General features: G+C 63.8%; 21 protein-coding genes. 15 read left to right on the plus strand and 6 right to left on the minus strand.

Features of this window, described 5'->3' with window-relative positions:
* Positions 1–196: 196 nt before the first annotated feature.
* The 11 genes from ACQR0Z_RS25635 (at position 197) to ACQR0Z_RS25685 (ending at position 9,437) form a co-directional block, all read left to right on the plus strand.
* Positions 197–508, plus strand: coding sequence for a hypothetical protein (locus ACQR0Z_RS25635; protein ID WP_434920467.1), 312 nt, complete (start codon positions 197–199; stop codon positions 506–508).
* 3 nt (positions 509–511) lie between these two features.
* Complete coding sequence (locus tag ACQR0Z_RS25640; protein ID WP_434920468.1) at positions 512–922, plus strand: hypothetical protein; 411 nt, start codon at positions 512–514, stop codon at positions 920–922.
* The gene (locus ACQR0Z_RS25645) at positions 919–1,908 is read left to right on the plus strand and encodes a bifunctional DNA primase/polymerase (RefSeq protein ID WP_434920469.1); all 990 of its coding nucleotides are present in this window, start codon (positions 919–921) and stop codon (positions 1,906–1,908) included. Before ACQR0Z_RS25640 ends, ACQR0Z_RS25645 begins: the two co-directional genes overlap by 4 nt.
* On the plus strand, positions 1,905–2,951 hold the full coding sequence (locus tag ACQR0Z_RS25650) for an AAA family ATPase (protein ID WP_434920470.1): 1,047 nt from the start codon (positions 1,905–1,907) through the stop codon (positions 2,949–2,951). The genes ACQR0Z_RS25645 and ACQR0Z_RS25650 overlap by 4 nt, the downstream gene beginning before the upstream one ends.
* Positions 2,952–3,413: 462 nt before the next feature.
* Positions 3,414–3,791: a type IV toxin-antitoxin system AbiEi family antitoxin domain-containing protein gene (locus tag ACQR0Z_RS25655; protein ID WP_434920471.1), complete on the plus strand. Its 378-nt coding sequence runs from the start codon at positions 3,414–3,416 to the stop codon at positions 3,789–3,791.
* Positions 3,792–3,804: 13 nt separating this feature from the next.
* Positions 3,805–4,161 carry a hypothetical protein gene (locus tag ACQR0Z_RS25660; RefSeq protein ID WP_434920472.1) on the plus strand — a complete coding sequence of 119 codons (357 nt, stop codon included), beginning with the start codon at positions 3,805–3,807 and terminating at the stop codon, positions 4,159–4,161.
* 10 nt (positions 4,162–4,171) lie between these two features.
* Positions 4,172–4,606, plus strand: a complete 435-nt coding sequence (locus ACQR0Z_RS25665) for a hypothetical protein (RefSeq protein ID WP_434920473.1) — start codon at positions 4,172–4,174, stop codon at positions 4,604–4,606.
* Positions 4,607–5,012: 406 nt separating this feature from the next.
* Positions 5,013–5,546, plus strand: coding sequence for a hypothetical protein (locus ACQR0Z_RS25670; RefSeq protein WP_434920474.1), 534 nt, complete (start codon positions 5,013–5,015; stop codon positions 5,544–5,546).
* 681 nt (positions 5,547–6,227) lie between these two features.
* Complete coding sequence (locus tag ACQR0Z_RS25675; protein ID WP_434920475.1) at positions 6,228–6,881, plus strand: hypothetical protein; 654 nt, start codon at positions 6,228–6,230, stop codon at positions 6,879–6,881.
* 644 nt (positions 6,882–7,525) lie between these two features.
* Positions 7,526–8,380 carry a hypothetical protein gene (locus ACQR0Z_RS25680; protein ID WP_434920476.1) on the plus strand — a complete coding sequence of 285 codons (855 nt, stop codon included), beginning with the start codon at positions 7,526–7,528 and terminating at the stop codon, positions 8,378–8,380.
* A 293-nt stretch (positions 8,381–8,673) separates the two neighbouring features.
* A protein-coding gene (locus ACQR0Z_RS25685) for an IS5 family transposase (protein WP_244424310.1) occupies positions 8,674–9,437 on the plus strand; the annotation gives its coding sequence in 2 pieces (ribosomal slippage) (positions 8,674–9,009 and positions 9,012–9,437; 762 coding nt in all).
* Here ACQR0Z_RS25685 and ACQR0Z_RS25690 read toward each other — a convergent pair.
* Positions 9,396–9,884: a hypothetical protein gene (locus ACQR0Z_RS25690; RefSeq protein ID WP_434920477.1), complete on the minus strand. Its 489-nt coding sequence runs from the start codon at positions 9,882–9,884 to the stop codon at positions 9,396–9,398. The two genes, ACQR0Z_RS25685 and ACQR0Z_RS25690, sit on opposite strands and share 42 nt — an antisense overlap.
* 1,246 nt (positions 9,885–11,130) lie before the next feature.
* On the opposite strand from ACQR0Z_RS25690, the gene ACQR0Z_RS25695 reads away from it, so the two are divergent.
* Both ACQR0Z_RS25695 and ACQR0Z_RS25700 read left to right on the plus strand, forming a co-directional pair.
* On the plus strand, positions 11,131–11,925 hold the full coding sequence (locus tag ACQR0Z_RS25695) for a rhomboid family intramembrane serine protease (protein ID WP_434920478.1): 795 nt from the start codon (positions 11,131–11,133) through the stop codon (positions 11,923–11,925).
* Between the two features lie 286 nt (positions 11,926–12,211).
* Positions 12,212–12,640: a CBS domain-containing protein gene (locus ACQR0Z_RS25700; protein ID WP_434858609.1), complete on the plus strand. Its 429-nt coding sequence runs from the start codon at positions 12,212–12,214 to the stop codon at positions 12,638–12,640.
* Here ACQR0Z_RS25700 and ACQR0Z_RS25705 read toward each other — a convergent pair.
* Complete coding sequence (locus ACQR0Z_RS25705) at positions 12,627–13,655, minus strand: patatin-like phospholipase family protein (RefSeq protein ID WP_434858788.1); 1,029 nt, start codon at positions 13,653–13,655, stop codon at positions 12,627–12,629. The genes ACQR0Z_RS25700 and ACQR0Z_RS25705 overlap by 14 nt on opposite strands.
* 242 nt (positions 13,656–13,897) lie before the next feature.
* Between ACQR0Z_RS25705 and ACQR0Z_RS25710 the strand changes: the two genes are divergently transcribed.
* Positions 13,898–14,971 carry a hypothetical protein gene (locus ACQR0Z_RS25710; protein ID WP_434858610.1) on the plus strand — a complete coding sequence of 358 codons (1,074 nt, stop codon included), beginning with the start codon at positions 13,898–13,900 and terminating at the stop codon, positions 14,969–14,971.
* 228 nt (positions 14,972–15,199) lie between these two features.
* Here the strand turns inward: ACQR0Z_RS25710 and ACQR0Z_RS25715 are convergent, their stop codons facing one another.
* Positions 15,200–15,835 carry a TetR/AcrR family transcriptional regulator gene (locus tag ACQR0Z_RS25715; RefSeq protein WP_434920479.1) on the minus strand — a complete coding sequence of 212 codons (636 nt, stop codon included), beginning with the start codon at positions 15,833–15,835 and terminating at the stop codon, positions 15,200–15,202.
* Between the two features lie 98 nt (positions 15,836–15,933).
* On the opposite strand from ACQR0Z_RS25715, the gene ACQR0Z_RS25720 reads away from it, so the two are divergent.
* Positions 15,934–16,779, plus strand: coding sequence for a class I SAM-dependent methyltransferase (locus ACQR0Z_RS25720; protein ID WP_434920480.1), 846 nt, complete (start codon positions 15,934–15,936; stop codon positions 16,777–16,779).
* 77 nt (positions 16,780–16,856) lie between these two features.
* On the opposite strand, the gene ACQR0Z_RS25725 is transcribed toward ACQR0Z_RS25720, so the two are convergent.
* The 3 genes from ACQR0Z_RS25725 to ACQR0Z_RS25735 all read right to left on the minus strand — a co-directional run bounded on the left by ACQR0Z_RS25725 (position 16,857) and on the right by ACQR0Z_RS25735 (position 18,879).
* Positions 16,857–17,423, minus strand: coding sequence for a TetR/AcrR family transcriptional regulator (locus tag ACQR0Z_RS25725; RefSeq protein ID WP_434875542.1), 567 nt, complete (start codon positions 17,421–17,423; stop codon positions 16,857–16,859).
* Between the two features lie 93 nt (positions 17,424–17,516).
* Positions 17,517–18,092 (minus strand): DinB family protein, encoded by a 576-nt coding sequence (locus tag ACQR0Z_RS25730; RefSeq protein WP_434920481.1) that lies wholly within the window; start codon positions 18,090–18,092, stop codon positions 17,517–17,519.
* Positions 18,064–18,879, minus strand: coding sequence for a class I SAM-dependent methyltransferase (locus ACQR0Z_RS25735; protein WP_434920482.1), 816 nt, complete (start codon positions 18,877–18,879; stop codon positions 18,064–18,066). The genes ACQR0Z_RS25730 and ACQR0Z_RS25735 overlap by 29 nt, the downstream gene beginning before the upstream one ends.
* Between the last annotated feature and the right edge of the window lie 753 nt (positions 18,880–19,632).

Here is a 19,632-nt window from a genome sequence, read left to right on the forward strand (position 1 = left end):
CTAGGCGGCTGCGACGAGCACCAGGGGGGACAGGCGGGTGACTCAATGGCCCGCACCATTTCAATCGGTCTTCTGGCGCTGGCAGCGCCGTTCCTGATCGGCCGCCAGGGACAAAGGGAACACCGCCACGACGCTTCAGCGTCGGGCGGTGCTTGTTTACGCCCGCTCGACGCTCCCCAGCATGGGAGCCTTCGCTATGACGACAAGCGCCAAACACGCGCGAAACAACTCTCCGAAATTCCTGCTTCTCGACCGCCGCGCTCAGCAGGTTGCTCAGGTCGCGATCGGTGCCGACCCTGACCTTCTTCTTGATACCAAGCGCATGGCCGAGTGGCTCGGCGTCTCGACGCAATGGCTCGAGATCGGTCGCTCTAAGGGCTTCGGTCCGCCCTTCCGCAAGCTAAGTCCGAAACTGGTCAGGTATCAGGTGGGCGAGGTCAAGGCGTGGCTGGAGACCCGCTCGCATCGCTCGACCGCCACGTGCGGCAAGTCGTCGGAGGTCGCGTGAGTCATGACCTTCCATCGAAAGAGCGAGGGCCCCGCCGCCGTTGACGCGGCGCGCGGAGCCGATGGTCGCCTTGCACACGCGCCAAGCCGTGCAGGCAGTGACCTTAGCAAAAAGTCCCTGGTCGAGCATCACCAAAAACTGTTCGCGACTTTTGCGCCCTGCCGCGAGGCACACGAGCAGCAGCGAAGTCGCGACGCAGCGTTGCTAAGGGCAGCGCGAGCCGTGGCGGAAGAGCTGGAATTCAAGGAGGAGAGCCCAGGATATTTCAGCGCTATGTGCCCCGAGTGCGACGCTATCGTGAGCTTCGGCTGCGATGCTATTGTTACTGACAATCCTCCCAGCAGCTGCAAGGCGGTGCCGTCGATTCGAGAGCGCGTGCAGCGCGTGCTGAAAGCGGTGGGAGGCCCCCGATGAGCGCGAGCGCACAACTACACGCTGCGCTCGCGCTCGTCGAACACGGCTTCCACGTGTTTCCCGCTCGCATCGACGGCAAGGTGAAGCGCGGCTTCACCTCCGGCAAGCGAACCAACGGCAATCGATGGGGGCACACGAACGACCCCGCCCTCGCCGAGCGCTACTGGCGGCGCTGGCCTGATGCAGCGATCGGCATTCCAACTGGCGGCGTCAATCGCATCTTCGTCGTCGACGTCGACACGAAAGTCGGTCACGGCGTCGACGGGATCGCCAGCCTCAAGAGCTTGGAAGCGCGCTGCGGCGCGCTTCCCGACACGCGGCGCGCCGTGTCGCCGACCGGCTCCGTTCACTACTACTTTCGCCTTCCAGAAGGCGTCGTGGTCAAGAATAGCAGCGGCGAGATCGGCGAGGGCATCGACGTTCGAGGCGAGGGCGGCATGGTCATCGCGCCGCCGAGCTTCCGCGAGGGGAAGGGAGCCTACCGGTGGGCCAGCCTGACCGAGATAGCGGACCCGCCGCCCTGGCTGCTCGAACTCGTCGTCAGTAAGCACTGCAAGAGACCGAAGTCCGAGCAGCCGCGTCCGACTTCTCGCGAGAAGCGGCCCGAGCCGTCGCTGCCGCCTGATGCCATCGATGCCATGCTGCAGGACGCGGGCAGGGGCCTATTTGAGGAGGCGCATCCCGAGGAGGACGTGCGGCTCAAGCTGGAGTCGGCGCTGGCTCACATCTCTGCCGATCTTCCATATCACGACTGGTTCAAGGTCGGCTGCGCGCTGCACGGTGCGCTCGGTGACGACGGGTTCGCTCTGTTCGACGAGTGGTCGGCGCAGTCGACTACCAAGTACGACCGCGAGAGGTGCAGGGCGAAGTGGATGGAGTGCGCCAAGGTCACGCGCTTCAGGGCTGATACCGTGTACTGGATGGCCGACGCCTACGACGTCGACTGGCGAAGGTGGCACCAGCGCCGACTGGCGGTGCTGGCATGAGCACGATGAAGGAAAAGCAGGCGGCGCAGCTGGCGCAGCGGGCCAAAGCCGATGTCGTTGCGAAGCTCAAGAGCAAGGTCAAGAGCGCGGCCGACCTTCAGCACAAGACGTTCGCTCCCCTGCGCTGGATCGTTCCAGGCGTGCTGACCGAGGGCCTGTCGATGCTGGTCGGCAAGCCGAAGGTCGGCAAGAGCTGGATGGCCCTGGACATCGCGATAGCCGTCTCAACGGGTGGCGCCTGCATGGGAAGGCCCTGCGAGCAGGGCGACGTGCTGGCGCTGTTTCTCGAGGACAACGAGCGGCGCATCCAGAGGCGCATGACGGAGATGATCGGAGCGAACAAGCAAGATTGGCCGCCGCGCCTCTCATATGTCACGACGTCGGACGACTGGCCGCGCCTCGGGCAGGGCGGTACCGAGCTGATCGAGGGCTGGATAAAGCAGGCAGAGAAACCCCGGCTCATCATCGTGGACATTCTGGAGCGAGTTCGTGATCGCAATACGAAGTCCAACGCCTCGGCGTATTCGACAGACTACGAGGCGCTAGTCGCCCTGCACAAGCTCGCGTCCGAGCATCAGCTGTCGATTCTCGTTCTGCACCATCAGCGCAAGGCCGGCGCAGATGACCTCATGGACACCATCAACGGCACGGGTGGAATAGGTGGAGCGCTGGATACGCTGATGGTCCTGGGAACTGACGCAGCCGGTCACTTTCTGTACGGCAGGGGACGCGACCTCGACGAGTTCAACAACGCGGTGGAGATGAGCAAGGACAGCAAGCGCTGGATCGACCTCGGTTGGCGACCGGAGGCCAGCACGCCCGAGCGAAAGAAGATCGTCGGGGCGCTGCTGAAAGCCAATCGACCCATGAGCGTGGCGGAGATCGCCAAGGCCGTGCCCAGCATGAAGCCGGCCAACGTCAAGAACCGCCTTGCCGATATGTGCAAGGACGGCGAGGTCGAGTCGGTGGCTCGCGGCGTGTACCGGCTGCCCGATCTGCAGGGCAAGCTCGACGTGGCCGACAGTGGGGAGGTCATCTTATGAGGGCCAAACGTGCTAGCCGTGCTAGCCGTGCTAACCGGGTTTGGGGTGTGTGTAGTGCCGTGCGTGCCGGGGGTGGGGGACGGGGGACCGAGGCTGCATGGCGGTGCTGCGGTGCGGGGGGCACCCGCTTGCAGCCCATCCCCACACTCTTCTTCCCGTACCAACTCAACTTAGCACGCATAGCACGCCACACACCCCACCTAGCGCCCTGCTGCGGCGTGCCGCCGCTGACTCGTTTCAATTCGAGCGTGGAATCGTCTTCGACTGCTAATAGATGCGGTCACTCCACCCTCGACGACGTCCGCGCTACCACATCTAGGCGTTTAGTTCGGCCCATGATTCGCGGGTCCTTACCTTCGACTACTAATAAGCGCGGGCTCGCGCCACGGCTCGCGTCGAGTGTTTCTGGTCTGCCCAGAATTCCAGTTTACTTTACCTTCCGGTACAAAATGGAGACCACAGATGTCGACTAACCGCGATCAAGCACGCGCTCTCGTCAGGCAGGCTGCCGAGGTCATTCGTCGCGACAAGACGAGCGACCGCGCTCAGAAGTTTCTGCGTCTAGCGGAGTCGAACATCTCGCATCCCGATCCCATGATGTTTCACGACCTCCAGCCAAACACGGTCGGAAGGCTCGCTCATCCGGACGGCCACGAGGTCGACTACGGCAACGTGTTCTTCACGCTGGAGGAGTTCATCGAGGTAACCGGCCTGTCGCGCACGACCCTCCGCAAGCTGGTGAACGACGGCTGGATGAAGCAGAGGCATCGCGGGCTCTATTGCCTGCACGACTTCCTCCCAGCTGCCGACGACTACTTTCACTCGGGAGATCGTCGATGATGGAGGAGCAGGCGTGAGCCACATCGATCTCGAAGTGATCCGCCGCGCGCTGGAGGTCCGCGACTCCAAGCTGGAGGCGATCTGCCAGGTTCTATCTGCTCGCGTCTCGGAGCTGGAAACGTCGAACCGCGAACTACGCGCTCACCTCAAGATGGACCCGCCACCCCCGGTAATCGGCAGCGAGTACGCGACGCTCAAGCAGGCCGCCGGCGAGTTAGAACTCTCGATCAACGGTGTGAAGTACCACTGCAAGCGGGGCAGCCTCAAGCGGGTGGACGCTGGCGGGCGCGTCTTCATCGAGCGCGCCTCTATGGAACGGTTTAAGGTGATGCAAAAGTGCTCCGCGCGTGCACCACGGCGGCCGGGCTAGGTTGTGCGCCATGGCAACGACACCAAACCCACACGTCAAGAATCTTGAGGCCTCGCTGCAGTCCGCGCTGGACCGCGCCCTGGCCGCGCGCAACAAGCTCTCGGCGGCTCGCCGGGAGTACGGGCTGCCGCACGCGGCACGGAGCTTCCTCACGATCGAGGAGCACCGCGCCGAAGTCCGAGAGATGCGGCGCGAGCACGACGAGCAGCTGCGGAGCATGGCCGCATTCTTCATGGGCGGCGGCGAGAAGTATCGGCGCATGGCTCAGCTGGCGATGGCGAACGCCAATCGCGAGGTCACGGCCGAGGAGCGGGCGCAGCGCGACTGGATGGCGACCGTCGCGGCGGCTCACGAGATAGTAGCCGAGCGAGACCGCGATGCTGCGGCGAGTGCCGCTGCCGACGCGATCCTTCGGGCAGGACGCAAGCGCAGAGGGGAGGACTGACCGTGAGCAGCAGTCTCGCAAGAATTATGGCGCTCGCTGCCCTGCCGCGAGTCAGGTCGGCGGTGGAGCGTGCCGATGGTGCAGTCTCGACGGCCGCGAAGGCCGCGTCGAGCGCTGCCCCGGCTCGACCGGAGCCCCGCTCGCCTTCGCAGCCCGCGAACCGCGCCACCGCAGAGGCAATCCTGCGCGCTGGCCGACATCGTCGCGGCGAGTTGCGGGAGGAGGCCGCCTCGCATCCGGAGCGCGGCACTCCCTCGGCGTCGGCCACCGCCGAGGCGATCATACTCGCCGGTCGAAAGCGCCGAGGCGAACTCCCTGCCAGCGTCAAGCCGACAGGCCTCGCCCTTCAGATCATCAACGCCGGCCGCGCGCGGCGCGGCGAGCAGCCAATGTAAGGAGGGCCGAGATGGTCCGTATCTACCACGCACCCCCGACGACCACGCTCGTCATGCCGAGTGAGGCAGAGCTTCGCAAGTTGATCGACGTCGTCTATCGGGCTCGCCCCGACATCGACCTGCGAGCGGATCGCGAGTTCAAGCACCTCGACCACGATCGCCTATTTCGCTCGGCCTTTCTGACGGTCGGCGCGATGGGTCGACTCGACCGGGTCGATCACGGAAAGGCGATCAGCTACTGGGCCGACTACGCTCGCAACTTGATCGCCGAAGCTGGGAACGAACTCGTCGAGATTCCCAGCAACATCTTGCTCGCTGCGGCGCTCGCTCACGGCGACGTCTACTACTCGCGCAACGCGCTGGGGTTGACGTGGGTCGAGACCGGCAGGCGCGCCGCCGACGCGTGGCGCGGCGTCCTGAAGACGGGCAAGATCCTCGCGGCGTCCGAGGAGCAGTCGACCAGCTATCGGGCCGCTCCGGTCGTCATCGACCTGAACCAGAGCCCCAATCACGTCGGCTACGTCGGCTCGTCGTGGGATAGGTGAGGGAATCGGGGCGCGGGTCGAGCGGGTGCCAGGGCTCGCGTTCCAGGGCGGCGAGTGGCGGTTTGGCAGGAGCCGCCCTCGCTGCTCAAAAACATTTGCGCGGTGCGATGCGTCCTTGTCGTCCGCAGTGCCGCGCCAAAGCCGGGACCTGACGTCCTCTGCCCGGCGCGCCCGGCCCGGCGAACCTCGCCGGGCCGGGTATCCATCTTTCTTTGTTCGTGGCTACGTCAAACAGGACCCACGACGTTCGGCGGCGCGTGCGAGGCTCCTTGGCACGTACCTCCGCATCGGGAGAAGAAACTGTGGCCGACATCATCGCAGCCATTCAGAGATGTTGAGTCTTCTGGACTGCGGCCTTAGATTGCATCGCACCGATTTAACCGCTGAACCTGCGAGGACTGAGCGCTTGATCGCGCGCGAGTGCTTCGGCAGCGAGGTCGACTGCGCGAGATCATGCCGAGAGTCAAACCAGAGCCCCCCGCTAGTAGTCGGCTGAAGCTCACTCACTGCATTTTCTGTGGCGCTCAGGGCACGCCGAAGAATCCCATAACTGATGAGCACGTTTGGTCGGACTGGTTGAAGTCGATCGTTCCCAGGCGTTCAGTTCGATACGAGAGCCGAACGAAGTTCTCTCAACTCAGCGAAAGCCCGGGCCTCATCGTTGATCCTCCAAAGGCCGTCATGGGCGACGTGCATACCAAGAAGGCAAAAGTAGTCTGCGCCAAGTGTAACAATGGATGGATGAATGAGATCGTGGGGGCGGCAAAACCTGTCGTGACCCAGGTCGTTCTCGGGCGATTTGGTGCGCTCAACGCAGCCGCACAGAAGAAACTCGCCACTTGGTTGGCTCTTCAGGCCATGATGGCGGACCTCCTCACTAAAGAGCCGGTCAAGCTTCCTCGCTCCGATCTCGACTATCTCTACAGAAAGAGAGAGCCGCCACCTGAAATGTTCATCGGCATCGGTCGCTACGCCGGACCTTCACACGTGGCGTTCGACCACACTTGCGTGCCCATCTGGGGTCGCGATGGGGACGCTGAGCCGGTTCTGCAGGTTAGCTTACATACGATGTGTTCCATAATTGGCGGTCTCTACGCAATCCAGACCCGATCCAGCCCGGCGCTTACCCCGGACATGCCTGCCGGGGAATACTGGCCGTACGTGATCCAGCTCTGGCCGATCGTTCACTCCGATATTTCGTGGCCATCTCCAGTTCAGTTCTGGATACAGGGTGATTTAGTCCCGGATGGCGGGCTTGCCCGAGCGCTGTCAGTCAAGCTCGGCAACCGGTTCTATGCTGAGATGGACAAGTTAATCTCTAGCGCGTCGCACTAATGATGCTCGGCAGCGTCACGATTGGGGAAGGACAGCATTGCTTGTCGCTCAACTACGCGAACGAACACATCATAGATGTTGTTAAGGTCGACCGCGATGGGCTGTTCGGCGAGGAAAACCACGTGGATTTCCGGATAGGGTAAGAGAAATTCACGCGAATGTGAACGCACTGGACGGATATGGCTTATGGAAAATTCATAATGTTCTTGAGCAAAATGTCCGAGCCTCGTAGATTGCGGTCGGAACCAAAAACCCAACGGCGTCTGCGCTGGAACCGCAGACGCCGCCGGTTGAGGTCTTGGCCACCGAGAATGCTCTCCATAGCCGAGGTGCAGCCGGGCAAGAGTTGCCGCAGTCCGCACGTCACACGTGGTACATGTAGCACGCGCCCGTACGTCACTCAAGAGAGCGCCTTCTGACGAAGGAGCGTGCAATGACGAGAAGACGTCGTTGGCCTGGGCCAAGCGGTCCAAAGCCTCGGATCCGAGTCGTTCGTAAGCCTCCGTTCCCGTTGCGGCGGTAACGGGTTCCGGGTGGGCCGCCTGCAGTCCGACCTGGCTGTGGGCGGCCTGATGGAGACTTGGGGGAAACTGTCGGCTTCCAGAATTCTATCAGGGGTCGGGAGAAATCGATGGAGGCGGGACATGGAATCCGCAGAAAAAGAAATTGAAAAGCGGCCGGCGCAGAGCACCATAGCGTTTCCGTATATGGACCTGGAGGCGGCAATCTCCATCGCTCGAGCGTTGCACGAATCTGGAGCGGTGCCGCTCAGCAGGGACCAACTCGCGGGCGTGATGAATTCCAGTCCGGGGGGAGGAACGTTCCTCACGAAGATCGCCACCGCCAGGACTTTTGGCCTAATTACCCATTTCCAGGGCAAGTACGAACTCACGCAGTTGGGCCATGAGATCCTAAGTAGCGACGAAAACCGTCAGCGAGCCGCGCGGGCGGAGGCATTCATGGCCGTTCCACTTTACCGGAAAACTTATGAGGAATTCCGAGGAAAGGAGCTGCCGCCAAAGGAAGGTCTTCAGAATGCGTTCGTGAGTTTTGGAGTTGCTCCAAAGCAAGCTTATAACGCTAGGCTAGCCTTCGAAAAGTCGGCGAACCAAGCAGGATTCTTCGCCGCGGGAACGCAGAAGTTGGTGCCGCCGATCTTGGGGGCGTTGCCTCCGGGATCTGCCGCCCCTCCCGTTGGCACGACCGCGCCAACCAGCCCATCAGGCCCATCTGGCCGCCCGGGGTACAGATATCCCTGGTACCCAATGGCGCTGTCGACTGGGCCGCGTCCTTCGGCTGAGTCCACGGGGCCATCCGTATTAACCGACGAAATTGATCCATTGATCCTAGGCCTGCTGCAGCGCTTGCCAAAAGCAGGAGAGAAGTGGAGCGTCGAGAAGCGGGCGCGTTGGCTTCAGACGCTCGCTGCTAATTTTGATATAGTTTACGAGTCTGATGATGGCGGCGCCGTCATCGTTCAATGTAAAACTGACAATTAGCAATCAGAATCGAAAAGCGGTTTGTTTCTTGGCCGCGATCCGCAAGGCTTAAATGCCCCCGGCTAACGAGCCGGGGACGCTTCGTCACTGAATTCAATTGAGCGCCGAAGCAAGTCCGGGCTCGACCAATTCCATGATCGAGCCCGCGTCGGCGTGCCCGTCACAACTACACTCCTGGTCGTGCACGATCTTGCGAACCAGTCCATCGATGTCGACTAGGTTCTGTACTCATAAATGGATTCCGTTAGCTGACGAACAGTGATTCACTCCCCTTAGGTGATTTGGGGGTAGACATGGCGCGGTTTGACCTGAGCGATCGAGAATGGGCTTTGATCAAGCCCTTGCTGCCGAATAAGCCACGCGGTGTCGGTCGGGTCGACGACCGGCGGGTTCTCAACGGCATCTTCTATGTGCTGCGGACAGGCTCGCCCTGGCGAGATCTTCCGGAACGCTATGGCCCTTACACGACGGTCTATAACCGCTTTAACCGCTGGGCCAAGGCAGGTGTTTGGGTCCAAATTTTCGAGGTGTTGGCAGCGCGCTCGCCGCAGTCGATGGCGCTGATCGACAGTTCTATCGTCCGCGCCCATCAGCACGCCGCTGGGGGTAAAAAGGGGGCGAGGATCACGCCATTGGCCGTTCTCGTGGAGGACTGAGCACCAAGATCAATGCGGTCGTCGACGAGAACGGACTGCCGGTCCGGCTGATGCTAACCCCGGGGCAGGCCCACGATCTGCGTGCCGCGCCATTTCTGCTCCAAGGGCTCAAATGCCGTGATGTTGTGGCCGACCGTGGTTACGACGCCGATGCCCTCCTGCACATGATCAGAGCCCGCGGAGCTAGGGCTCATATTCCTTCCACCAGCCAGCGAGTGGTCCAACGCTCCGTCAGCCGCCGCATCTACCGCAAGCGCAATCTTGTTGAGCGCTTCTTCTGCAAGCTCAAGCATTTCAGGCGCATCGCGACCCGCTTCGACAAGCTCGCTCGCAACTTTCTCGCGGCAGTCGCACTCGGCTCAACCCGCCTCTGGACCAGGGTTTATGAGTCCACGCCCTAGTTCGACTGCCCCGGGGTGCCGTTCGGCGACTACGATCTTGATGGCCCGGCACAAGGCGTCGTGGATCGCCGCGTGGATGCAGGAATTTAGCAGGTCTCGGTCTTCCTCGGTAGTCGTAGTCTCGTCAAACAACCAGTCCACGACGCCGGTCTGCTCGCATAGCGTACAGCATATTTCGTATGGAGTTGCAGAGTCCGGGTCTCGACGGACCCAGTCGAGCACGTACTCGTATATCGGCGCGAATGACGGATATTTGTCGGGCCCTTCGTTTGCGAAGTACTGCTTCAGGCTTTCGCGCTCGATATATTCTGACACCGTTATGCTCGATGCCTTCGCCCGACGCACCAGCTCTTCGCGGAATACGGTGTCGTCCTCGTCTCTCTTTGACGTTTCTGCAGCATGTCCGATCAGCTCGCGCCCGTTCATCGATTTGACGTCATAAGTCATGGTGATCTCTCCTCATTGAACCTATCGACTGACGCCCAAGCTGGCGTCGATCCAAAAAGTCTCATGGGTCGCGGGCGCGGCAAAATCGCGAGAAAAGTCGGTCGCGTGCTAAGTCGCGCCGACCAATGCAACTCCGCGCATGGCATCCATGAGGTGAGGCGCATAGCTCAAAAGAAAACCCGGCCTATTTGGCCGGGCTGCGCGTGACGCTTAGTTGTTGGTGGCAGGACCTACGGTCTTTCGAGGACCCGCGCCACGTCCGCCGCTATCGCCTCGTCGCTGCGGTCCGGGTCCTCCTCCAGCAATCCGATCGCGACGTCTGCCGCGTCCCACCTGCCGTCGCGGACTCTGCCGCGCACCATCTGCTCGATGGCTGCGGCGCGGTGTCTGAGGGTAGGGGCGTCGGGTCTCACGGCTGCTCTCCTCGCTGGTTTGCGTGCGAGGAATCTTAGTTCTCGCCGACTCGGCCGAGCAATCGCCTTGAGCGAGCGATCGTAATTGTACGCGTTTTGGGCGAGTCTGGTGTCGGCGGCCCGCCGACCTGCCGCCGCGCCCTGGCAGCGCGCCGGGGGCACGGGCGGCCCCCCGGCAGGCCGCCCCTGCCGCGCGGCTCTGGGCGAGCCGCTGGGAGTCGAATGGGGCTGGCCGGTGTTGGGTACCGGCAGCGGCCCCCAGCGCGCGGGCGGCTCGCCCCGCGAGTCCTGGCCGGGGCGGGGCGGCGGGGCGGCTGCCGGGGGCAGGGGCGGCCGTCCCAGCCGCCGCGCGCCGCCCGCAAGAATCCCCTTATTGGGTGGCCGGGCCAATAAGGTGAACGCCCAAAACTCCAGCTGCCAGAGTCACTTGTGCTATGCACTCGGCGGATGCGCCGTTAAGGTTAAATTAACGATGAGCTTGGCAGCCGCGGCGTGATCGTTAAAAATTCGTTTCGTCAGACCGCGGCCGGGCGATGAAAGCTCCGCCGCGATCGGTCCAGGACACGAAGGCGGCGTCAAACAAGTCCGGTCGTCGCGACGGGGAGGGGTGGGGATATAACCCCGGGCTCCCCGGATGCCAACAAGGCCGGCGCTCTTGCGAGGGAGGGTTTTCTCAGGACCCTCCCTCTTTTCTTTCCAAGTCCTTCCAGATCCGGCCCGCGCCGCAACGCGCCGCTGCGCCGCACATCAACTCTGCGCCGGTGCGCTTGCGCAACCGCACCAAAGCCGCCTATCTGACGGGTCTGTTCCTCTCGTCGAAGGCGTGCGTTCCGTTGGATTCTTCGTCAGATCTCACGCAAGGGCAGCCGCTGCAGCAGGCCCGCGAGCCGATCCTCAATCTGCCGGGGGCGCTTACCGCCTACATCCTGCTGATCGCGGTGATCCACCTGCGCGTGCTGCTGCCGGAGGACTGGGACGACTTGATCATCAACCTGTTCGCCTTCGTCCCGAAACGCTACGACCAGTCGCTGATGGATGGGCCGTTTCCCGGCGGCACGCCGGCCAAGATCTGGACCTTCGTCAGCTACTCGCTGCTGCACGCCAATCTCGCCCATATCGGCTTCAACGTGCTCTGGCTGCTGCCGTTCGGCAGCGCGCTGGCGCGACGCTTCGGCGCGCTCAGGTTCTATCTGTTCATGGCGGTCACGGCGGCCGCCGGCGCGCTCGCCCATCTCCTCACCCACGAGCACGCGCTGGCGCCGATGATCGGCGCCTCGGCCTCGGTGTCCGGCACCATGGCGGCGGCGATGCGCTTCGCCTTCGTCCGCGGCAGCTTCCTGTCGTTCAGCCGTGGCGACGCTGTCGCGGCCGCGAAGGTGCCGGCCTTGTCGCTCTCGCGTGCGCTGCGCAATCCGCGCGTGCTGGGCTTCCTGGCGGTCTGGTTCGGTGTGAACATCGTGTTCGGGATCGGCGGCATCACGCCGGGCGCCGAGGGCGCCGACGTCGCCTGGCAGGCCCATATCGGCGGCTTCGTCGCCGGGCTGATCCTGTTCGCGCTGTTCGATCCCGTTCCGCATGTGCGTGACGATGCTGCACCTGCGTTGCCGTCCGACGCGGTCGACAGTTAGTTGCCGTTTTCCTGCGCTTGCGGGCGCGGCTGATTTCATCCATCATTTGCGTCCGCTACAACCGGAGCACGATTCCGGAACAATGAGCAGTGCCGGTTTTTGCCGTGCAGATCCTGCGACGCAAAACGGCCTGCCAAGGGCACTGCAACCGGAGCGCGATCGGTGCATTGCCAGACTGTTGATTGAATCTCGTGACTTAAGCGATCCGCTTGACGGACGACTGCAGGCATCGGCCGCAACGACGCCTCGCTCAAGAAGGCGCATCGGCCTCTCAAGGAGACGAGCAATGACAGTACGTGCGATCCTCGACACCAAGGGCCACAAGGTCGAGAGCGTCGAATCCCAGACCACACTCGCCGAAGCCGCCAAGCTGCTCGCCGACCGCAAGATCGGCGCGGTGCTGGTGATGTCGGGCACGCGGATGGAGGGCATCCTCTCCGAGCGCGACATCGTCCGTTCGCTCGGCGAGCGCGGCGCCGCGGCGCTCACCGAGCCGGTGGCGAACGTGATGACGCGCCGCGTCGTGAGCTGTCGGCCGCAGGACACGGTGGCCGAGATCATGGAGATGATGACGAACGGCAAGTTCCGTCATCTGCCGGTGATCGACGGCGGCCTCGTGGTCGGCCTGATCTCGATCGGCGACGTCGTGAAGTGGCGCGTCAACGAATACGAGACCGAGCAGGAAGCGCTGCGTCAGTACATCAAGACGGCGTAGCTCCGCCGCTGGCCGGCGAGCCCGCGCCCGCCGGCTGGCCGATCGCCTCCTGTATCGAATCCAGCGCGCGTTCGGCGGCCCTGGTGCCGAACGCGATGAGATCGGCTGCGCGATGAAAATCGAACCAGCCGATCTGGCCGACGCGCGGTGAGATCAGGAGGTCCGGCGGATCGCCGGCAAGGCGCGCACGGGTGATGCGGTCCTGCATGATGTTGAAGGCGTCGACCATGACCGAGGAGATCCCCGGCCGTCCGCCGCCGCCGAAGAACTGCCGCTTCACGGCCTTTTCCGGCGAGAACAGCTTGCCGAAGCGGCGCTTCGGCGGAGCGGTTTCCATCACCGTCTCCGGCACCTCGACGGGCTGGCCGTGCGAATAGATCGTGGTCGAATGCGTGAACACGTCGCTCGACAAATTGGCGGCGATGACGATCTCGGCGCCCAACGCGCGGGCCGCCGACACCGGCACCGGATTGACCATCGCGCCGTCGACCAGCCAGCGGTCGCCGATCAGCACCGGCGCGAAAATGCCGGGCAGGGCGTAGGAGGCGCGCATCGCGTCGACCAGGCTGCCATGGGTCAGCCAGATCTCGTGCCCGGTGCGGATCTCGGTCGCGACGGTGGCGACCTTCATCGGCAGGTCCTCGATTCCGATGCGGCCGAGCGAGGCTTCAAGCTGGGCGGCCAGCTTCTCGCCGCCGATCAGGCCGGAGCCGTTGAGGCGGATATCGAGATAGCCGAGAATGTTGCGCATCTGCAGGCTGCGCGCCCATTCCTCGAGCGTGTCGAGCTGGCCGGCCGCATAGGCGCCGCCGACGACTGCGCCGATCGAGGTTCCGACCACGACGTCGGGCACGATGCCATGCGCCATCAAAGTGCGGATCACGCCGATATGGGCGAAGCCCCGCGCGGCGCCGCCGCCCAGCGCCAGCCCGATCACCGGTTTGCGAATGGTGCCCAGCCCGATATCGGCGCTTTCGGTTCCGCTGTGACGGCGTCCCTTCAACATGTCCAGCACTGTCATCTCCACGCTCACGCCATCGTGCCGCGAGTCGGTCAACGGCTCGTGACACCGGTCTCGAATGTACCAGAGGCATTCTTTATGCCGGCTGACGTGAGCAGCAGATGCCGCCGAATTGAAGTTCCCGCCGCCGCGTCTGTCCCGCTTCCTGCGACCAAGCCGCGCGCCACGCCGGCGCGGCGCGGGAAGGGGCTCAGTAGAGGCTTGAATTCGCCGCGTTTTCGGTCAAAAGCAGGATGATGACGAGAGGTCGCGGATCCCCAGGTTTCCGGCGCAGCGGGCAGCTATGGCTTGCGCTCGCCTGGTCATGCGCGCTGGCTTGCCTCGTTGCATCTCCCGCCGCAGCGCAGTTGTTCAGCGACAGGCCGCCGCCGGTGCCGCCGGCATCGGTGCCGGACCCCGGCAACGCCGTCAGCCTGGCGCCGCCATCAGGGCCGGGCGCGGGTCCGGTTCTGCCGCCGGCGCCGCAGGTCGTGCCCGGGCCGCCGGTCGCTGCGATCCCGCCGGGCGCACCGGCCGCCATTCCGCCGGTGGCACCGCCGCCCGCGGCCCCGAACCAGGGCGTGCTGTCGCTCTCGGCGCGCTACGGCAAGGATCTGCCTAACATCAATGGCGGGCTGGTCTGGCGCGTCTTCGCCGACCGGCCCGACGAGACCGGCGCGTTCAAGATGCTGCGCGAGGATCGTGGCGCCACGCCGAACATCGTGCTGCCGCCGGGCAACTACGTGGTGCACGTCGCGCTCGGCCTGGTCAGCTCGGTCCGCTCGGTCAATCTGAAGGCGGAGACCGATCGCGAATCCTTCGTGCTGCCGGCCGGCGGCCTGCGCCTGGAGGGCAAGGTCGGCTCCAGCAAGATCCCGCAGAACCAGATCTCGTTTGCGATCTACAAGGGCAGCCAGTTCGACGGCCGCGAACGCGCGCCGCTGGTGCCGAACGTTGCGGCGGGCGACATGCTGATGCTGCCCGAGGGAACCTACTACATCGTCTCGAACTATGGCGACGCCAACTCGGTGGTGCGCTCGGACATCCGCGTCCAGGCCAGCAAGCTCACCGATGTCACCGTGACGCATCGCGCCGCAGTGATCACGCTCAAGCTCGTCAGCGACCGCGGCGGCGAGGCGCTCGCCAACACCGCCTGGTCGGTCATCAACCCCGGCGGCGACGTGATCAAGGAATCGATCGGCGCCTTCCCGAAGGTCGTTCTCTCCGAAGGCGACTACCGCGCCATCGCCAAGAACGAAGGCAAGGTGTTCGAGCGCTCGTTCACGGTGGTCAACGGCGTCGACGGCGAGGTCGAGGTGCTCGCGCGCTGAGGCGCCTCCGCGGTTGCCGTAGCGGATGAGCGCAGCGACATCCGGGTTCTCACGCGCAGTCTCTGTGAACCCGCATGTCGCTACGCTCATGCGGGCTACAACGCTTCGGTGAGTGGCAAGCTCTTTCCACACGTCATTGCGAGCGCAGCGAAGCAATCCAGAGTCCCGCCCGCCAACCTGGATTGCTTCGCTGCGCTCGCAATGACGCGGAGAGAGCGTCGCCTGTCCTCATCTCGCGTCGGTCGAAGAGCCAGGGTCGCTTCCCATCGTTCTTTGCCGCATCAGTCCCGTTCCCGCCAGCGTCAGCACCCGGCGGATGACGTCCTCCAGGTCGCCGTCGCGCACGATCTGGCGGTCGACGAGCAACAGTCCCAGGCCATGCACGAGCGCCCAGAGAAACAGTGCGGCGATCGGCAGCTCCGCAGCCGGCAGTCGGGATTCGAGGCTCGTCTTCATGATCTCGTAGCTGCGTGCCCGCAAGCCGCGGATTGCTGCGCTGTGCTGCGAGACTTCCGGAAAACCCTCGCCGAACATCAGCCGATAGAGCGCCGGATTGGCGCGCACGAACGCGACATAGGCTTCGCCATAGGTCAGCAGCGAGCCGCCGGAGTGCGGTGGCGCGGCGGCAAGAGCCGCGGCGAGTTCGGCTGCGCCTTGTTCGGCGAGGCCGAGCGCGATCGCGTCGCGGCTTGGAAAATGATGATAGGCCGATGGAGCCGACACGCCGACCCTGCGCGAGATCTCACGCAGGCCGAGAAACGATGGCCCGCGCTCCTCCAGCACCTCTCGCGCCGCGGTCAGCAGGGCGTTGCGCAGATCACCGTGGTGATACGTCTTGCGCGGCTTCTTCGCCGTCCTGGCCATGCGGTTGCTCTCCGATCTCTATCTTTACACTGTTAGAATTATGCGCTACCAGGTGATCGCCTGCAACGGCAGGCATCGCGCGGGGAGAGACGATCGTCATGCAGACGGGACAGCCCAGCCGGACCGCCTTCGGCGCGGCCATTCTCCGCGCGGTGCATCAGACCGCCGACGGCGCCAGCATCTTCGTCGATCCGCTCGCCCACGTGCTGCTCGGCGACGATGCCGATGCGCTCATCGCGGCCTCCGCGGCCGATCCGAGCAGACAGCAGTTGCGGCTGTTCCTGGCGGCGCGCAGCCGCTTCGCCGAGGATGCGCTGGCCGCGGCGGTGTCGCGGGGCGTACGCCAGGCTGTGATCATCGGCGCCGGTCTCGACACCCTCGCGCTTCGCAATCCGCACCAAGCGATCGGACTGCGCGTGTTCGAAGCCGATCACCCAGCCACGCAGGCCTGGAAACGGGAGCGCATCGTGGCTGCAGGCCGCGCCGTGCCGGACTTGCTCACCTTCGTGCCGGTCGATTTCGAACGGCAGCATCTCGGTGATGCCCTCGCTGCCGGCGGCTTCCGGTCCTCCGAGCCGGCCTTCTTCCACTGGCTCGGGGTCGTGCCCTATCTGCGACGCGAGGCGGTGCTCGCTGTGCTGTCATTCCTGGCGAGCCTCCCCGCGGCGGAGGTCGTGTTCGACTACACCGAACCGCTCGCCAACTACGCGCCCGCGCGCCGCGTCAATGTCGCCGCGCTCGCGGCACGCACCGCCGCGATCGGCGAGCCCTGGCTGAGCTATTTCGACCCGTCGGAACTCGCCGCCGAGCTGCGCAAATGCGGCTTCGACGAACTGGTGGATGTCAGCCGCGACGACATTGTCGGACGCTATCTCGGTGTGCCCCAGGCCGAACGGGCGCGCGAGGCGGGAGCCCATGTGATGCAGGCGAGGCGGCTGACGTGAGACGGCGCGTCCATCTCATCGGCTGTCTCGGCAGTCTGGACCACGATTGGCATGTTGCCCTGCGTGCCGGGCTGGCGTCATCTCGCCGATGACCCGCCTTGCAGATAGCCGACGATCATGCGCGTCACCTCATTCACGAACTCGAGCGCGCGCGTGTCGAGAGGGTCGGGGTAGAGGATTGCGAGCTTGTGAGAGAGGTTGTCGATGGTCGAAACGCAGATAAGCGTTGCGGCGTCAATGTTCTCCACACTGATCTCGCTACGACGCTGATCGAGATACGACCTGACGAGCGCCACGATCTGGCGATCGATTTGCTCGATCTCGGCGAGTTGGCCCATGCGTGGGACCTCATCATTGAAGATACGGTGCAACTCGGCGTCGGCCTGATGAGCCGTCAGAATCGCGGTCATCATCGTGCGGACGCTGGCTGCAAGGCTGAGCTGAGCGGAATCTTCAATCTTGATACGAAGCAGCTCCAGCATGTCGCGATTGTGCCGGGCGACCAGCGCGCCGACCAACGCCTCCTTGTTGGGAAAGTACTGGTAGAGCGAACCGATGCTGACGCCGGCCGCCGCCGCGATCCGGTTCGTGGTCGCCCGCTCGTAACCCACCTGCTTCAGAACGCGGGCAGTGGCATCGAGCATAAAGTCTACCAACGCACGCGATCGGTCTTGAGAGGCAGATTTTCGCGGAAGCGACGCTCTGGCCATGAGCCCATCATCCTGATGATGCCGGCATCATAGGCGGTTTTGCAATTCGAGCACAAGAAAATCGGTCAACCGGTCCTGGTTCGGCGCGATGCCGTTCTTCTGCAGCAGCAGACCGACATTGCCACGATGATAGCAGCCATGCGCCGCGACGTGGAGCAGCATCTGGCCCGGTGTCATGGTCATCGGCTCGCCGTTGGTAAAGCTGAACATAATGGGCTCGTCGCGGCCTTGCGGTGACAGATGGTCCGCAAAGGCGACATACCACTCGGCAGAACTCCGCGCCGTTCGTTCGAGTACCTCAAAGGATGGCAATTTGGCCGAGCGCGCCGCGCTGTAGCCATGCGTCCGCCGTTCGAGATGGTGGATGAAGATCTCGTCAACCGCCTGAACGTGATCGAGCAGTCGGAGGACAAGTCCCTGGTCGGGCTCAGCCATGCTCCGCAGGGTGTCGCTGAGCACGGCATAGAGATCCAGCGTCGCCCACCTCTTGTAGTGCATCAGCGTGCGATAAGGACAATCAGCCATCTGTACGTCTCCGCGATACGTGGATCTTACGAAGGTCGTTTCGTCGCGGTTATCCAGCGCGCTGTGGCGCGCGGCCACGATAGATCGATATCGAGCCGCTCGGAGTCGCGAACAGGTCGGTCTCTACGACCTCGGTGAAGCCTGCCTCGCGCATCAGCTGCGGGAGAAGGCCGTCGGCATTTGGCTGTGTATCCACGAACCCGTCGACACATTGCACGAGCTTGAACAAGCTGCGCATCAGCATGGTGCGTTGCAGGCCATAGTCGGCGATCAGCACAGTCCCGCCCGGAGCCAGCGCCTTGACCATGGCTGCGAGCCCGGCGCGCTTTTCCTGCATTGGTACCTGGTGAAAGACGAGACTGCTTGTGATCTTGGAAGCCTGGCCCTCGCCGATCACCGCGCACACATCGCGCAGAAACCCATGCTTCAGATCAGCCTGAACGCTGGCGCGCGCGAGCTTGGCGGCCGCGCGATCAAGAATGCGGGCATCGGGATCGATGCCGATGAGACGCGCTCCGGAGGCCTTGACGCCTAGCAGCATCAGCAGGGAGCCGGTGCCGCAGCCAGCATCCACGATCAGCTCGCTGTCCCGAGCATCGAGCCTGTCGATCAGCGCCGACCGCCACGCTGTCTCGCGGCTGACCCATCTGACGATCAGATCGTACGCGCCAAGCACGGGGAATGCAGGGGTGAAGGCCGAACCGGGCGCCGGTGAGCGTTCGAGTTCTGGAGTCGACGGTGATGTTTTCATGCTCCTCAAAATGAGCGTCGCCGCCAACTCTGTCCACTCGCGTTGGATGGAGATAAAGAGAGGCGTCAGCGGCCGCATGTTGATCGGGGAGAATGACCGCGTGTCGCTCGTCAATCCGGACGGTGCTCGCATTTTTGATCGCGTGAGTTTCGGCGGATCTCGGCCGCAATCAGGTACACGCCGCATGCGGGCGAAGCTCCGACTGCCCGTCGGGTTACTTTGCCGCACTTATGAGTTCTTGCGCCGTCGGGCAAATCAGGCCGATCCTCTCGGACATCCTGTCCCGGGATGAGGGGCGTATCGCGGTCGTCACGACACGCGGGGCGGGGAGCGGTGGGCGTGGTGGATTGCAGCGCGGGGGTGCTCGCGCCGACGAACAATTCGCTGCGCACGGTCAAGTCGCGCGGTCCTGATATCCCGATGCTGATATCAACTCACGTTGAGGCCCCTGAGCTTCGCGTAGGGATGGTGGCCAGAAAGCCCGGCGCACCAGGGAGAACGCGAAGCAGCCGTTAGAGCCATCGCGCAGGGAGGGCCGGGTCTGTCCGGCTGAACCTGTGGTACCTGCCGCCTGCATTTTTTTTCCGCAGGCGGGCCACGGGCCTCAGTCGAGGTCCGGTCCTCCTTGCGCCCTCACGTCACGAGGGTCCCGATCGACGCATCACCCGGACGGACATTCGCCGCGGGAGCGCAGCGCCATGAGATCGCCAATGACATCGACATGCGATGTCCGCGGCTGCGCTGTTCCTTACGATCGCAGCCGCGCCGATGTCATAGTTGCTAATGAGCGATAACCATGAGGTGACTTAAAACCGTCACATGCGCGCGCGGCGGGACGAAGCTTCCGCGCCTTTACAACTCATTAGA

The sequence above is a fragment of the Bradyrhizobium sp. HKCCYLS3077 genome, assembly GCF_051167555.1.
Taxonomy (GTDB): Bacteria; Pseudomonadota; Alphaproteobacteria; order Rhizobiales; family Xanthobacteraceae; genus Bradyrhizobium.